Origin of the sequence: Vibrio sp. SCSIO 43140 (assembly GCF_023716585.1) — a bacterium.
Lineage (GTDB): Bacteria > Pseudomonadota > Gammaproteobacteria > Enterobacterales > Vibrionaceae > Vibrio > Vibrio maritimus_B.
The window spans coordinates 882,797-897,694 of record NZ_CP071850.1; the positions used below are offsets into that span (position 1 = coordinate 882,797).

Genomic DNA, 14,898 nt, shown 5'->3' on the forward strand with positions numbered 1-14,898 from the left:
AATGCTAAGCTCAGTATATGATGCGTAATATACCCAAGTAGCATCAAGATGCTGGTTCAGCGAGATTTGCTTGGGTATAAGTCGTAATAGGACTTACGATGTGACGTAACAATATAATTAAAGGTCTAGAATGAAACGTTTATTTTCTTTCGTCGCGCTGCTTGTGCTGGCAGTTGCGGTGAATCCGGTAGCCGAAGCAAAGAAATTCGGTGGCGGTAAATCATTTGGTAAGAGCTTTAAAACCGCTCCTGCACCAAAGCAACAGCAACAAAACACGAATAACATCAGTCGTCAGGATCAAAACAAAGCTGGAAGCAGTAAGAAAGGTCTGATGGGTGGTATCTTAGGAGGCCTATTGGCGGGTGGCTTGCTTGCGGCGTTCTTTGGTGGCGCATTCGAAGGCATCAATTTCATGGACATATTGATCTTCGGTCTGATTGCGTTTGTGATCTTTAAGTTTATGCGAGGCATGCTTGGCGCTAAGCAGGGCAGTATGAATCAGCAGCGACAGCAACCAGCCTTTGGCGGCAACTCGCGTCAGCAATTTGAGCAGCCTTCGAACTTCCAAAACTTTGAACAGCCAGCATCCGCAGCATCGACGGGTGGTTTTGGTGCAGCCGGTCACAGCGACGTACCTCATAACTACCCACCGGGCTTTGATCAAGCGGCCTTCTTGAATGGTGCGCGTGAGCATTACCGTATCCTTCAGGGTGCTTGGAACCATAACGAGCTACATACGATAGAAGAATATGTGTCGCCAAGCCTATTACAAGACCTAATCAGCGAGCGTGCTAAGCTCGAAGGCGAGCAACATACCGATGTAATGTATGTCGATGCTGAGGTGGTTCGCGCAGACTATGATGCGAATAAGGCTCAGCTAAGCCTACAATTCTCAGGTCGTTATCGCGATGCGGTAGAAAACATTGAAGAAGATATCGAAGACATTTGGCACCTAGAGCGTGACTTGACGGTTCCAAATGCACCATGGTTGATTGTTGGTATTCAAGGTTAACGATTTCGGCACCCCATGAGCCGCGCACTTGTGTAGGCAGGGAGTGACTCACAGTGACCACCAAGCCTCAACCTTGATTCCCGTCTACGCGGGAATGACGTAAATGATAAGTTATGATTAAAAAACTGCAGATGAAAATCTGCAGTTTTTTTACATTTGAATATGCTCATTTGTCACGCTTTTCCTCTATAATCCCAGCCTTTATTATTGACCTCAGTTACTTATATCCATGCATACCAAACTTGCGCACTCTCTACTTGCGATGGGCTGCAGTGCTTGTCTGTCTGTCTCCGCAATCGCAGATGATCATATTGAGCCTTTGTTCGAACATACGCCCAACTCGACTACGGACAAACTGGATAGCTTTCTTGGTGTGTTTGGTGCGGAGTCAGAGTACAAAAAGGAGAAGGGGCTGAACTCGAGTTACATTCCTGCGGTGTTCTATACGCCAGAGCAAGGGCTGGGGCTTGGGCTTTTATACGTCGGGCTATATGGTGACCCTAGTGATGGTGCTGGTCAGCCATCATCGATGGTGATTAATCCCTACGCTTCCTCTAATGGGTCTATGGGCATTACGTTCAGCAATAAGCACTTTTACAATGGTGGTGATAACCGAGTCTACACCGATATCAAGGTCTTTGATGATGCGGCTGTTTATTACGGGCAAGGGTATGAAAATGGTCAGCAAGACGGTAACAAGATTAACTTCAAAGAGCAGGTGATTGATATAAAACCTACATGGTTGACACGAGTGAGTGGCGATTACTTCTTGGGTTTTGGCGGTAATATAAAATCGGTGAGACCTCACGAGAAGACATTCGAAAATCAAAATAGTGATCACTTGGCCGATGAGCTCATTGATAACACCAGCTACGGTGTTTTCGTGTCGAACGTTTTTGACACTCGCGATAATGTCACCAATGCAACAAAGGGCACCTTGTTGCAGGCGGATTTGGGTTTGTACCATGATGCGACCAATTCTGAGAACTTTGGTAAGTACTCGCTTAAGGCTTCACAATATCATTCACTAGCACCCGTACCGGGCTTGTTGGCATGGCAGGTACAAGCCAACCTAACCTCAGGTAATGTGCCTTGGAATCAATTACCTGATCTTGGTGGAGCAGATGCGATGCGTGGTTATGTTCTCGGTCGCTATCGTGATAATCAAATGATGATGGGTCAGGTTGAGTATCGCCTTCCTGTTTACTGGCGTGTCGGCGTCGTGTTCTGGGGTGCGGCAGGCACCGTATCGGAAAATGTGTCTGGGCTCTGGGATAACACCTTGGCAAGTGCTGGTACTGGCTTTAGATTCAAGATTAAAGATAAGGTCAATGTCCGTGCTGACATTGGCTACGGCGAGCACGGCGGTACCTTCTACTTCCATGTCAACGAAGTGTTCTAACAAAGCAATAGCCATCTTCAACGCATTAAAAAAGCCTCCATTCGGAGGCTTTTGTCATTCAGCTAGAACAAAATTAGTTTTGCTCTTGACCAGATTGAATCGCAGTGAGTGCAACTGTGTAAACGATGTCGTCTACGAGTGCGCCACGAGACAGGTCGTTAACTGGCTTGCGCATACCTTGCAGCATTGGACCGATAGAGACTAGGTCTGCTGAACGCTGTACCGCTTTGTATGTTGTGTTACCAGTGTTTAGGTCTGGGAATACAAATACTGTCGCTTTACCTGCAACTGGAGAGTTAGGTGCTTTAGAAGCCGCTACGTTCTCCATGATTGCCGCATCGTACTGTAGAGGACCGTCAATGATAAGATCAGGACGCTTCTCTTGAGCCAGTTTCGTTGCCTCACGTACTTTATCTACGTCAGCACCCTTACCAGACTCACCAGTAGAGTAAGAGATCATTGCAACGCGTGGTTCAATACCAAACGCTGCTGCAGAATCTGCAGACTGGATAGCGATTTCAGCAAGTTGCTCAGCGGTTGGATCTGGGTTGATCGCACAGTCACCGTATACCAATACTTGATCAGGCAGAAGCATGAAGAAGATTGACGATACGATAGACGTACCTGGAGCAGTCTTGATGATTTGGAACGGAGGAACGATAGTGTTCGCTGTTGTGTGAACAGCGCCTGATACTAGACCGTCAACTTCGTTCGCTTCAAGCATCATAGTGCCTAGGTATACAGAATCTTGTAGCTTCTCACGAGCAACAACCTCAGTCATACCTTTCGCGCCACGTAGCTCAACCAAGCGAGCAACGTAGTTTTCACGTACTGCATCAGAATCGATGATAGTAACGCCAGCACCTAGTTCAACGCCTTGCTGAGCAGCAACACGTTTGATTTCTTCAGGGTTACCAAGAAGCACACATTCCGCGATACCGCGCTCAGCACAGATAGCCGCAGCTTTAACTGTACGTGGCTCGTCACCTTCAGGAAGAACGATACGCTTGCCAGCTTTACGAGCAAGCTCAGTTAGCTGGTAACGGAATGCTGGTGGGCTAAGCTTACGACCGCCAACAGTGCCTTCAAGTAGAGAATCAATCCAAGGACCGTCGATGTGACCAGCAACGTGCTCGTTAACGAACTCAATACGCTCTTTATCGTCTGCAGGAACTTCAAGGCTGAAGCTCTGTAGGTTTAGAGACGTTTGCCAAGTGTTACCTTGTGCCTTGAAGATTGGTAGACCTGTGTCAAGCGCAGGCTTGATAAGGTCAGTGATCTCTGCTGGTACGTCGTAGCCACCTGTTAGTAGGATAGCGCCGATTTCAACACCGTTCATCGCTGCTAGTGCTGCTGCAACGATAACGTCTGGACGATCCGCTGAAGTTACTAGTAGAGAGCCAGGCTTGAAGTGCTCGATCATGTTAGGCAGTGAACGTGCACAGAACGTGATGCTCTTGATACGACGCTTAGCGATGTCACCTTCGTTGATGATTTCAGCGTTTAGGTGCTCTGCCATGTCGACAGCACGAGTCGCAATCAAGTCGATCTTCCAAGGCACACAGCCTAGAACACGAATTGGGCTAGTGTTGAAGATTTGCATGACTTCAAGGTTAGCTTGCTGAGCTGTGTCTGCATCGTCAAAGATTTCAGAAAGATCTGGACGAGTACGACCTGCTTCATCAACTGGGGCATTCAGTTTGTTGATGATAACGCCAGAGATCTTCTTGTTCTTAGTGCCGCCGTAGTTAGAACATGCAACTTCGATACGCTCTTTAAGCTGGCTCGGGTTGTCTGTACCTGGCGTTGCAACGAATACGATTTCAGCGCCAAGTGTCTTAGCGATCTCTTCGTTGATTGCATTTGCAAACGGGTGCTTACGAGTTGGTACAAGACCTTCGATAAGTGTCACGTCCGCATCTTTGTTGATTTGGTTGTAACGCTCAACGATAGTTTCTAGAAGCACGTCTAGCTTCTCGTTACCAATCAGGTTTTCTGCTTCTGACATAGGAAGTGGTTGACCCACTTTCATGTCGCTGCTGTTACCGACGATAGAAGAAGTTAGATCTGGCTGGTCGCCACCATGGCGAGGCTGAGCAACAGGTTTGTAAAACGATACGTTTACACCCTTACGCTCCATTGCACGCAGGACACCCATGCTAACACTAGTAAGACCGACACCAGCGCTAGTAGGTACAAGCATAATAGTACGGGACATTCTTTGAGTACCTCAAACTATATATAGGGGGAAGAAACTCAGTGGTTCGATGAATTGCAAAAAAGCGCAAGCAAATGTTTCACTGAGCCCAATATGAAAACTGGCTAACCTAGGTTAGCCAGTTTTGAAATTAAAGACCTGCTAGACGTGCAGTGTCTTCAGCGATGACTAGCTCTTCGTTAGTAGAGATAACCATTGCTGGGATGCGGCTGCTTGCTGCAGTGATAGTACCTTCGCCGCCGAAACGTGCTTTAAGGTTAGCTTCACCGTCAACTTCGATGCCGAATACGCCTAGACGGTTTAGAACCATCTCGCGGATTGGTGCAGAGTTTTCACCGATACCACCAGTGAACACGATAGCATCTAGACGACCGTCAAGAGATGCAGTGTAGCCAGCTACGTATTTAGCTAGGCGGTGGCAGAACACGTCCATTGCACGTGTTGCTTCTTCTTTTTCACCGTAGTTGTCTTCAACGAAACGGCAGTCAGAAGTCACTTCAGTTAGACCTAGAAGACCAGACTCTTTCGTTAGCATGTTGTTGATTTGTTCAACAGAGTAGCCAAGAGCGTCGTGTAGGTGGAAGATGATAGCAGGGTCGATGTCACCACAACGAGTACCCATTACAAGACCTTCAAGCGGAGTTAGACCCATAGAAGTGTCTACAGATTCACCGTTTTTGATAGCACAAACAGAAGCACCGTTGCCTAGGTGGCAGTTGATGATGTTCAGTTCGTTAGCTGGCTTACCAAGTAGCTCAGCTGCTTCACGTGCGATGAATAGGTGAGAAGTACCGTGCATGCCGTAACGACGGATGCCGTGCTCTTTGTACAGGTTGTACGGTAGAGCGTATAGGTAAGACTCTTGAGGCATAGTTTGGTGGAACGCAGTGTCAAATACCGCTACGTTTTTAAGCTCTGGGAAGTTGTGCTTCGCCGCTTCGATACCGATGATGTGAGCAGGGTTGTGAAGAGGTGCGAATGTTGCAGAGTCTTCGATACCTTTAAGTACATCGTCTGTAATTAGTGCAGAAGATGTGAACTGCTCACCACCGTGAACGATACGGTGACCGATAGCGCCTAGGTTTGCTTTTAGCTCAGGCTTAGAAGCAAGGATAGTTTCTACCATGAACGCTAGTGCTTCTTCGTGAGCAGCGCCGTCACCTAGTTGAGCTTCGTGTTTTCCGTCAAGTTTCCACTTGATACGAGCTTCTGGAAGGTGAAGACATTCTGCAAGACCTGTTAGGTGCTCATCACCGTTTTCTGCATCAACGATGGCGAACTTAAGAGAAGAACTGCCGCAGTTTAAAACTAAAACCAGCTTAGACATTAGAGGTTACCTGTATTTTATCTGATCGGGGATCAAGGATGTAAACGTATCTTAAGACTGAGAGGCGACGAAAAATGCCTATCACTCTTGGTCATAAAATCATCAATTGCCGTATAATAATATGCGATTTTCCCAAGAAAACCACATTAGCGTCCTTGCGACGGTCATCTCGACGGTTGCCTTATTTGTAAATAAAGACAACAATGAGATTGAGGATTCGCAAAGAATAACGATAATGACAGAAGATAACAAAATAAATTTGAAAGAATATTAACTTCCGTCAATATTTTGCTGATTTAGTTGAATAGTTCAACTTTTTTTTAGTGAGGTTAGCTATGAGCGAGAGAGCAAGTCTGACTCAGAGTATAAAAAATGGTCAAAAGTACATGGAACTTTGGCCGATGCGCAAGGAACTGACTCCCTTGTTTCCAGAACAGCGCATCATAAAGGCGACGCGCTTCGGTATAAAAGTCATGCCTGCGGTTGCAGCGATCAGTGTGCTGACGCAAATGGCCTTCAATAACGCTCATGCTTTGCCACAAGCAATCGTGATTGCTTTGTTCGCTATCAGCATGCCGGTTCAGGGTATGTGGTGGCTGGGGAATCGTTACAACACGCAGCTCCCTCCGGCACTCGCATCTTGGTATCGAGAGCTTCACCAAAAAATTGTTGAATCTGGTTGTGCGATGGAGCCTGTTAAGGCAAAACCAAAGTATAAAGAACTGGCGATGACGCTGAACCGTGCTTTTCGTCAGTTAGATCGCAGCGATTTTGACCGCTGGTTCTAAGCACTCATCTGAACTGAACAACAAAGCCCAGCTCATCGCGCTGGGCTTTTTCATGTCTTGCCTATGCCTTCAGTAACTGAAGCGCCTTGTGTCAATGGGTATCCTTCCGAAAGATCCTAACGTTGTTACTGAAAGGCTCGACTAATTTTGTATATCGCACCACTATCGGTACTAAACCAAACATTTCCTTGGCTATCGGTGGTGATATCTCGAACGCGCTCTCCTAAGTCTTCATAGTAGCGGCGCTCTTCCAGCACCTGGCCTGTTTCATTCACATCGAGAATATTGATGTGGGTGAGTTTTAGTGCACCAATCAACAAAATGCCGTTAAGTCTTGGAAATTCCTCGCCTTGGTATAAGTGCAGTGAACCAGGCGCAATTGAAGGGATGTAGACTTTCTTTGGTGATTCGATCCCTTCTTTTTCTTGCGCGTCACCGGCGTTGATAGGACCCCAGTACTCCTTCCCATGAGAGGTGATTGGCCATCCATAGTTCAAGCCTGCTTTGATAAGGTTGAGCTCATCACCGCCTCTTGGACCGTGCTCTATAGACCATAACTGCAGCCTTTCGCTGTCAAATACAATACCTTGAGGATTGCGATGGCCGTAGGAATAGATCTCCGGTTGGACCCCTTCTTTGTCCACAAATGGGTTGTCCTTAGGAATCGAGCCATCTGGGTTGAGACGAACGATAGTGCCTGCGTGATTATCCATTTGCTGAGCGGTATCTCTGTCTCCAGAGTCGCCAATAGTCATGTAGACCAATCCCTTGTCATCAAATGCAATGCGACTCCCAAAGTGTCTGCCAGAGGTTACGGGGACGTTGCTGGTAAACAGATCTTGCCAATCAGACAGGCTGGAACCATCCAACGTCGCTTTAGCCAGGGTGGGTGCTCCGCCTTTTCCAACGGGTTTCGCGTAGGTGAAGTAGTACACGTTAGCTTCAGTAGGGCTTGGGTGTATATCCATTAGCCCACCTTGACCAGATGCATATACCTTTGGTACTCCAGCCACCTTTGATTGCGTGTTTTTAACGGTATCGACTAATAGCAAGTTACCGTCTCGAAGTGCCACGAGAAGTGTGTTGTCATCTAAATGCACAATCGACCAAGGTACGCCGTCAACGGTGGTGACTTTTTCCAGTTGGCTGCCTTCAAACTCACGCGCCTGCCCTGAAAGCGCGATGAAGAATAGGAGTGGAATAAGGATTAACTGTCGCATGTCTCTCTTCCTTGGAGTCAAAGCTAGATGGTTGTGATACGTAACAACCATCAGCAACGATTACGCTATCTGTATGAATATAGACATCTTTCACAGAAATGCATTCACAAAGCTTCACTTTTGTCAAAAATGGATTACGCTGGTTTTTGAGTAAATATTAGTCGCATGTATCGTTGATTGTACGCATTTGTTTGAATGTTGGTTGCGAAAGCATACGAATAGCACGTTTATCTAACGTAGATGTTAATAACATCTTTCATTTTGGTTAGCTAACTGGTAGAAGTAACAGGAAGTTAAAAAAGAACAATCAAAGTGTAAATCACAAATTACACCTCATTCCCCGATTGATGAGTCTTCTAAAAGGACGAATCAGGGCTGCTTAATCAAGGAGTTAAGATGAAAGCAAGCAAGTTAATTGTCACTGCAGCATTAACTGGTGTGGCGCTACTATCGTCTGCCAGCATTATGGCGAAAACCGCAAAAGTCGCGGTATCTCAAATTGTTGAGCACCCAGCATTGGATGCAACTCGCCAAGGCTTGGTCGATGGTTTGAAAGCGAAAGGCTACGAGCAAGGAAAGAACCTAGATTTTGATTATAAAACGGCACAAGGTAACCCAGCGATTGCCGTGCAGATAGCACGTCAATATGTCGGTGAGCGCCCTGATGTACTTGTCGGTATTGCAACACCAACGGCGCAAGCGTTGGTCTCGGCAACTCGTGATATCCCAGTTGTGTTTACCGCAGTGACAGACCCTGTCGGCGCTAAGCTGGTGAAAAAGCTTGAGCAGCCTGGCAAAAACGTTACGGGTCTTTCTGATCTATCACCTGTAGACCAACACGTTGAGTTAATTCAAGAAATCATGCCTGATGTGAAAAGCATTGGTGTGGTTTATAACCCAGGTGAAGCAAACGCAGTGAGTTTGATGAAGCTTCTGAAAGAAAGCACTGAGAAACGTGGTATTGAGCTGGTAGAAGCAACAGCGCTAAAGAGTGCTGATGTACAGACAGCAACACAAGCGATCGCAGCGAAATCAGACATCATCTACGCTTTGATCGACAACACGGTAGCAAGTGCTATTGAAGGCATGATCGTGTCAGCAAACCAAGCTAAAACACCTGTGTTTGGTGCCGCAACGTCTTACGTTGAACGTGGTGCAGTCGCAAGCCTTGGCTTCGATTACTACCAAATCGGTGTTCAAACAGCAGACTACGTTGCGAAAATCTTAGAAGGTGAAGACCCTGGTAAGATTGATGTGAAGGTAGCGAAAGGTTCTGACTTGGTTATCAACGCGACGGCTGCGAAGAAACTGGGACTTGCGATTCCTCAAACGGTCATGGATCGCGCAACCGACGTCAAGTAACGCTGGTATCAAGATTTAGCTGGACCTCTGGGTCCAGCTTTTTTATTGAGCCTTCATTTGTTAAACAGCAGAGGAGTTGTTATGTCTGCTTTTGCATTTTTTGGAGCCCTTGAAATTGGTCTTATCTACGGACTGGTTGCCTTGGGTGTCTACCTTACCTTTCGAGTCCTCGACTTTCCCGATCTGAGTGTTGATGGCAGCTTTCCAATGGGGGCAGCTGTTGCGGCGACGGCAATTGTCGCGGGCATTAACCCTTGGGTCGCAACGGCAATGGCGATTGTCGCGGGTGCGGCAACAGGCTGGGTAACGGCTTTTCTCGCCGTGCGCTGTGGCATTCTTCATTTGCTGGCGTCTATTTTGACCATGATTGCAGCGTTCTCCATCAATATTCGAATCATGGGCAGACCCAATATGGCGCTGCTGGGAGAAGATACCATTCTCACGCCTTTCGAGATGATGGGCGATGCAATGTATGTCCGACCTTTAGTGGTTGGTGTCCTTGTTCTCATCTCTGCATGGTTTGTTGTTAGGCTGCTGAATAGTGATTTTGGTCTAGGGCTTCGTGCGACAGGCGTTAATGCTCGAATGGTGAAAGCACAGGGTGCCAGTACCTCGTTTTATACCTATTTCTGTTTGGCACTGTCGAATGGCTTTGTAGGATTTGCAGGCGCATTGTTCGCACAGACCAACAGCTTCGCCGATGTGACTTCTGGTGTAGGTACCATAGTGGTTGGCCTTGCGGCGGTTATTTTGGGTCAAACCTTAATTCCTGGGCGAAAGATCTGGGTTGCGGTCACCGCGGTTATTGTCGGTTCCGTCTTGTATCGACTTGCTGTTGCCTTCGCGTTGAGTACTGGAATGTTTGGTCTTCAAGCTTCCGATCTTAACTTGGTGACAGCGGTTCTAGTCGCAGCCGCGCTTATCGCACCGAAGATAAAAGGAAACCTCAAAGCAAAAAAGGTCGTTAAGCCTGCTAAGAGTAAAGCGGTCTCTCAATCAGGCAACACGGGGAATACAGCATGATTCGATTAGAAGATATTCAAGTCACCTTCAATCCGGGGACTATCCTAGAAAATCGAGCACTGAAAGGGGTAAATCTTGAAGTGCCAGAGCATCAGTTTTTGACGGTGATAGGCTCGAACGGAGCCGGTAAATCGACGCTGCTAGGTGCGGTTACTGGCGAAACGCCTATGGTTGGTGGTCGCGTGCTAATTGATGATATGGACGTGACTCGACAAACCGTTGATCAGCGAGCGAATCAGTGTGCACGTGTGTTTCAGGACCCCCTCGCTGGTACATGTGGCGACCTTTCGATTGAAGAGAATATGGCACTGGCGTACATGCGTGGAAAGAAGCGCGGCTGGAGTCTGTCGCTATCCAGCAAACGCCGTAAGCTGTTTCAAGAGCGCATCAGCATTCTTGGCTTAGGTTTAGAAGATCGATTGGGCGACAATATTGGTTTGTTGTCCGGTGGACAGCGCCAAGCCGTGAGTTTGGTGATGGCAACCTTATCCGATAGTAAACTGCTGTTATTGGACGAGCACACAGCTGCGCTAGATCCGCGCATGGCCGCATTCGTTATCGATCTCACTAAAAAGGTGATCAAGGAGTTTAACCTGACGGTTATGATGGTGACGCACTCTATGAAAGATGCATTGGCTTGTGGTGACCGAACAGTGATGCTGCACCAAGGCGAGATTGTGCTTGATGTAGAAGGGGAGCAGCGCGCCAATATGCAGGTACCCGACTTACTCGAGATGTTCTCTAAAGTGCGCGGTGAGGAACTTGCTGATGATAGCTTGCTACTGAGTTAGTCACTCATTGAATCTAGGTTGGGCTCAGCCTGGCTCTTACCGTTAGCTACGCCTACAAACCGTGATCCCTCTTCAATTTGAAGGGGGATTTTTTATCTATGTGATTCTTCTACAATTACTGTACCTCGTTCCCTTTTATAGAAGAATCATAATGACCCAACCATTTCTTTATCACCCACAAACCCAAGATGGCTTGGTTAGGCAAGGTGACCAACTTACCGTGAGCGTGTTTGCTGAAAAAGGCGCGTTCGAGCAGATTAAGCTTCGTCATGAACCTGACAACGAAGAATATCTAATAGATATGTCTAAGTCTGGCGCCAAAGGTGAGCTTGAGATTTGGCAAGCGACCTTGCCGCTAAGTGTCGATAAGGATGTGACCTATTATGTGTTCAAAGCGCTAACCTCAACAAGTCAGCGCTGGCTGGATGCACGCGGCGTTCAAAGTCGTATGCCTGGTCGTGAATATCACTTCAAGTTTAATCGAGTACACCAGCCGCCAGAATGGGTCTCTGAACAGGTCTTCTATCAAATTTTCCCTGACCGTTTTAATAATGGCGACCCAAGTATCGGAGTTGAAAGCGGTGAGTACCAATACCCAAACCGAAAACGTGAGTCGATAAAAAAACAGTGGGGTGAACCTGTTGGCACACACGGTGACTCAGGTGCGGTTGAATTTTATGGCGGTGACCTAGTTGGTATCGAGGCCAAGCTCGACTACCTTCAGGAGTTGGGTATTACGACCTTGTACCTGAATCCGATTTTTACGTCATATACCAACCATAAGTATGACACCGTCGATTATTATTCCGTTGATCCAAAACTCGGTACCAACCAGCAGTTTGCATCACTCACAGAAAACCTTCATCAAAGAGGCATGAAAGTCGTACTAGATGCCGTGCTCAATCACACATCGGTGTCGCACCCTTGGTTTGACATCAGTGGCGAGCATAACGGAGCCTACACATCTTCTCAGAGCCCACATCGTGATTACTACTTTTTTGAAGGGGATTCTAAGCGCTATGTAGGATGGAAAGGTATTGATACTCTCCCTGTTCTTAACTTCCACAACCAAGAGGTTAAAAGCCATATCTATCAGGATGATAACTCAGTAATCAAGCACTGGCTAAAGCCGCCTTATGGCATTGATGGCTGGCGATTTGACGTTATTCATATGCTGGGAGAAGGCGAAGGTGCGACGAACAATGCTCACTACGTCAGTGAGTTTCGAGCGTCGATGAAGTCGGTAAATCCTGACTCATACATGTTGGGCGAGCACTTCTTTGAAGCGACCCAATGGCTTCAAGGGGATCAAGAAGATGGCGCGATGAATTACTATGGTTTCGCGCATCCTGTGCGCGCGTTGCTTGCAGGTAAAGATATTGCGTTTGACCCAATCCAAATAGATTGTGTGGAGTTTCTGAATTGGCTGCAAGAAGCCGCCGCCAAGGTGCCTTGGAGCAATCAACTTACTCAGCTCAACCAACTTGATAGCCATGATACTGAACGCTTTCTTACTACGCTTGAAAGTAACAGCGAGCGATTTGCTATTGCGATGCAGCTACTCATGACTTACGTGGGTACGCCTTGCCTCTATTACGGTGTCGAAGTGGGTTTGGAGGGCACGCACGACCCTGATAATCGCCGCTGCTTCCCGTGGGAGCGAGTGGAAACAAGCCAATGGCTTCCTTATTGCAAAAAGCTTATTGCGTTGAGAAAAGACTCTGAGGCATTGCAAAAGGGCAGTTTTATCCCGATGCATGTGGACAAAGAGAGCCTGGTCTTTGCGAGACAGTTTGGTGACGATGTTGTGCTGAGTGGTTTCAACTTGAGCGCTGAGAGCAAAAAGCTAACGCTGCCGATTTGGAAGTTAAGCATTGAGAGCGCGTCGTTTGCGTGCCCACTGAGTGGTCAGCACGCTGCGGTTATCGATGGGAAACTTGATATCGACATAGCAGCGGAAGGTTCAATACTGCTACGTCGATAAGACAAAGCGTTACTGCGGCAGGGTCGCCAAGACCTTGTCGCGGTAGTGTTGAATATGTTCAACAATAGGCGCGGCTTTGTTGAAGGTGCGGATCTCACGAAATAGCTCTGCCGCCTCTGGATACTGCTGACGAAGATATGAGAACCACTGTTTAACGCGATTAGGATAATAAAGCCCTTTGTCGCCTTTGATCTCGTAAGTAGAATAAACCAAAAGGAGCTCCACCACTTCGTGCCATGGCATTGCAGTGTGATTGTGCTTCACTACATTACCAAGGTTTGGCACGTTAAACGCACCTCGACAAACCATCAACGAATCAACGCCTGTCGTTTCAATACAGCGCTGCCCATCGGCAAAGTTCCAAATCTCACCATTGGCAATCAAAGGTAGAGTGGTCTTTTTGCGGATCTCGTTGATGTATTCCCACTTGATTTCACTCGCCTTGTAGCCACCAGTTTTAGTACGCGCGTGCACGGTAAGCTCGTTAGCACCTGCTTGCTCGATGGCATCAACGATCTCAAAGCAGTCCTCTGGGTTTTCCCAGCCTAAGCGAATCTTCGCTGTGACGGGGATAGACGGGTCTACCGCGTCACGGCACGCTTTGACAACATTGTGTATGAGCTCTGGGTGTTGAAGCAGCGCTGCACCACCTTTGCTCTTGTTGACAAGTTTGGCAGGGCAGCCAAAGTTAAGGTCGATGCCTCGCGCGCCAAGTGACGCCGCCTTAACGGCGTTCTCTGCCATCCAGCGAGGGTCTTGTCCCAGTAACTGAATATGGACTGGCGTACCTGACTTAGTCATAGAGCCTTGAGCGAGCTCGGGACATAAGCGGTAGAACACGTGATCGGGTAGCGCCTGGTCAACAACGCGAACAAATTCCGTTACGCACAGATCGTAGTCATTGATCTCGGTAAGAATTTCTCGCATTAAATGATCTAACACACCCTCCATCGGGCCCAAAACAACACGCATACCAGTTCTCGTCATAATCAGGGAGCGGGGATTCTACCCGTTATAGAACAAAGAATCGACCATTGTGTTTCGTACACGAGGTAAATATACTTGCGGCAAATTTTGATTAGTGTAATGAGCAAATGAAATTCATCGAGCTTCCTGCAGACTGGGCAGGCGAATCTAGCGCGTTTATCGAAGGCGCAATCCTAGCGGCTAACTTCGCAACCGAGCCACTAAAGCCAGAGGCTTGGTTATCCTCCGTGGTGCGTGATTATACCCAAGAGCAAGAGTCTTGGGTGGTAGAGCACCTTCATGCGCAATATGCTCTGCTCAAAACCAACCAATACGCTCTTCTAGCACAGCTTGACGATAACCAAGAGTTAGCAGCCGATTTTGCTGAGGGCTTTATGACAGTCTGGCCTGTTGTTGAGGAGCAGTGGCAAGGTAAAGCGCTGTCAGATGGCACGGAGCGCATGCTTCAGGCGCTACTAACCACGTTAATGCTGGCGATGGATGAAGAGCAGACACATGCACAGATGCGTGATGCGGGCTTTGAGCAACTGCCAACTTACGCTGATTTGGCACCCCAATTAGATGCGATGGTAAATGAAGTTGCTATGGCGGCGGATGAAATGATGGTGGGTCATCAATCGCAGACAGTGAACCCGTTCAAAGGAGTAGGGCGTAATGATGTTTGCCCTTGCGGGAGTGGGAATAAGTTTAAGAAGTGTTGTGGGAAATAGGTTGGTGACACGCTGCGAGTTCACCGCATGTACCCCCTCTAGCTCCCCCTATCTTAGGGGGAGAACCGTAGGCT

The 14,898-nt window shown here is 47.6% G+C and carries 12 protein-coding genes; 8 read left to right on the forward strand and 4 right to left on the reverse strand.

Annotation, left to right across the window (positions count from 1 at the left end; translation table 11 throughout):
- The first annotated feature begins 130 nt into the window (after positions 1 to 130).
- Positions 131 to 1,012, forward strand: a complete 882-nt coding sequence (locus tag J4N45_RS04305; protein ID WP_128649052.1) for a Tim44 domain-containing protein — start codon at positions 131 to 133, stop codon at positions 1,010 to 1,012.
- A 229-nt stretch (positions 1,013 to 1,241) separates the two neighbouring features.
- The gene (locus J4N45_RS04310) at positions 1,242 to 2,414 is read left to right on the forward strand and encodes a BamA/TamA family outer membrane protein (protein ID WP_252013751.1); all 1,173 of its coding nucleotides are present in this window, start codon (positions 1,242 to 1,244) and stop codon (positions 2,412 to 2,414) included.
- Between the two features lie 73 nt (positions 2,415 to 2,487).
- Here J4N45_RS04310 and pta read toward each other — a convergent pair whose 3' ends face one another.
- Positions 2,488 to 4,632, reverse strand: a complete 2,145-nt coding sequence (gene pta, locus J4N45_RS04315; RefSeq protein WP_252013752.1) for a phosphate acetyltransferase — start codon at positions 4,630 to 4,632, stop codon at positions 2,488 to 2,490.
- A gap of 130 nt (positions 4,633 to 4,762) precedes the next feature.
- Positions 4,763 to 5,959, reverse strand: coding sequence for an acetate kinase (locus J4N45_RS04320; protein WP_006070029.1), 1,197 nt, complete (start codon positions 5,957 to 5,959; stop codon positions 4,763 to 4,765).
- A gap of 335 nt (positions 5,960 to 6,294) precedes the next feature.
- Between J4N45_RS04320 and yfbV the strand changes: the two genes are divergently transcribed.
- Entirely contained in the window at positions 6,295 to 6,747 is a 453-nt protein-coding gene (yfbV, locus tag J4N45_RS04325) for a terminus macrodomain insulation protein YfbV (RefSeq protein ID WP_234494264.1), read from the forward strand.
- A gap of 125 nt (positions 6,748 to 6,872) precedes the next feature.
- On the opposite strand, the gene J4N45_RS04330 is transcribed toward yfbV, so the two are convergent.
- On the reverse strand, positions 6,873 to 7,967 hold the full coding sequence (locus J4N45_RS04330; protein WP_252013753.1) for a PQQ-dependent sugar dehydrogenase: 1,095 nt from the start codon (positions 7,965 to 7,967) through the stop codon (positions 6,873 to 6,875).
- A gap of 396 nt (positions 7,968 to 8,363) precedes the next feature.
- Between J4N45_RS04330 and J4N45_RS04335 the strand changes: the two genes are divergently transcribed.
- The 4 genes from J4N45_RS04335 (at position 8,364) to malZ (ending at position 13,127) form a co-directional block, all read left to right on the forward strand.
- Positions 8,364 to 9,329, forward strand: coding sequence for an ABC transporter substrate-binding protein (locus J4N45_RS04335; RefSeq protein ID WP_252013754.1), 966 nt, complete (start codon positions 8,364 to 8,366; stop codon positions 9,327 to 9,329).
- 81 nt (positions 9,330 to 9,410) lie between these two features.
- Positions 9,411 to 10,352: an ABC transporter permease gene (locus tag J4N45_RS04340; RefSeq protein ID WP_042474049.1), complete on the forward strand. Its 942-nt coding sequence runs from the start codon at positions 9,411 to 9,413 to the stop codon at positions 10,350 to 10,352.
- Entirely contained in the window at positions 10,349 to 11,143 is a 795-nt protein-coding gene (locus tag J4N45_RS04345; protein ID WP_042474051.1) for an ABC transporter ATP-binding protein, read from the forward strand. The genes J4N45_RS04340 and J4N45_RS04345 overlap by 4 nt, the downstream gene beginning before the upstream one ends.
- Before the next feature lie 151 nt (positions 11,144 to 11,294).
- Positions 11,295 to 13,127, forward strand: coding sequence for a maltodextrin glucosidase (gene malZ / locus J4N45_RS04350; RefSeq protein WP_252013755.1), 1,833 nt, complete (start codon positions 11,295 to 11,297; stop codon positions 13,125 to 13,127).
- A 9-nt stretch (positions 13,128 to 13,136) separates the two neighbouring features.
- On the opposite strand, the gene dusC is transcribed toward malZ, so the two are convergent.
- A complete protein-coding gene (gene dusC, locus J4N45_RS04355) occupies positions 13,137 to 14,099 on the reverse strand; it encodes a tRNA dihydrouridine(16) synthase DusC (RefSeq protein WP_234494260.1) in 963 nt (320 codons plus the stop codon).
- Positions 14,100 to 14,221: 122 nt separating this feature from the next.
- Here dusC and J4N45_RS04360 point away from each other — a divergent pair, with 122 nt between their 5' ends.
- A complete protein-coding gene (locus J4N45_RS04360) occupies positions 14,222 to 14,824 on the forward strand; it encodes a YecA/YgfB family protein (RefSeq protein ID WP_252013756.1) in 603 nt (200 codons plus the stop codon).
- The last annotated feature ends 74 nt before the right edge of the window (positions 14,825 to 14,898 follow it).